We start from the raw sequence: 255 nt of genomic DNA, 5'->3' as shown, positions 1-255 counted from the left end.
CCCTTGTCTTGTCACTTCAATTAAACTCTACTAATAAGATTAAAATAGAAGTTACAGGTGGCTATGGGGTATCTGCTATTTATAGAAATTATACATTTACAAAATCTAATAATGCACCAAGCATAAGGGGGACAAATGAAAATATAGGGAATAAAAGTAAGGGATTTACTTTAAAGTACACAGTAAATGACTTAGATTACAGAGATACAGTAAATGTTGTTACTAAACTTAATTCTACTATTTTAGAAAATATCA

The 255-nt window shown here is 28.6% G+C and carries 1 protein-coding gene; it reads left to right on the top strand.

What is annotated here, in order from left to right; translation table 11 throughout:
* Positions 1 to 255 (top strand): hypothetical protein (locus KGF42_RS19580; protein WP_413927053.1); only part of this gene is annotated, 255 nt, incomplete at both ends.

It is taken from the genome of Clostridioides sp. ZZV15-6383, assembly GCF_020657735.1.
Taxonomy (GTDB): Bacteria; Bacillota; Clostridia; order Peptostreptococcales; family Peptostreptococcaceae; genus Clostridioides; species Clostridioides difficile_D.
Note: the sequence above shows the minus strand (reverse complement) of the source record. Positions and strands in the feature narration are given on the sequence as shown.